This window comes from Bacillus sp. SIMBA_154 (genome assembly GCF_046536015.1).
Lineage (GTDB): Bacteria > Bacillota > Bacilli > Bacillales > Bacillaceae > Bacillus > Bacillus pumilus_P.
Genome location: NZ_JAWJBV010000072.1, coordinates 1 through 411, shown reverse-complemented (window position 1 = coordinate 411; position 411 = coordinate 1). Strand labels below are relative to the sequence as shown.

The window sequence follows — 411 nt, the reverse complement described above, 5'->3', positions numbered from 1 at the left end:
ATGTGCAGAGGCAGCATACTGTCCCCCCTTAAAATCAAACTGACCGCCGGGGTTTCGAACAGCTTCTGACACACGGTACAAAAACGCCTGCTTAATATGAGGGTGAAAACCTAAGTATGAAGCGAGATGAACATTTTGATTGATCGTTTGAAGCTTTTCAACTTCCCGTTCAATCTCAGTCATTAAAAGCCCGGTAAACAGAAGATATGGAACGATAAAAACGGGTGCTCCGTCATCCTCTTCAAGGCCGGCAAACACTTCTTTATAGTGCGGGTCACATGCTGTTAAAAAACAAGGGATGACTTCTTTAACAGGTGTAATCGCCTCAAGTTTTCCGGCAATCTCACCGACTGCGTTTTTAACTGCCGGATCTGTGCTTCCTCTTCCGATCAGCACCACTTTCGCCTGCTC

1 protein-coding gene is annotated in these 411 nt (G+C 46.0%); it reads right to left on the bottom strand.

The genetic code is table 11. The annotated features are described in order from the left end of the window. Positions 1-411 (bottom strand): CbiX/SirB N-terminal domain-containing protein (locus tag R0K30_RS21140; protein WP_410612722.1); only part of this gene is annotated, 411 nt, incomplete at both ends.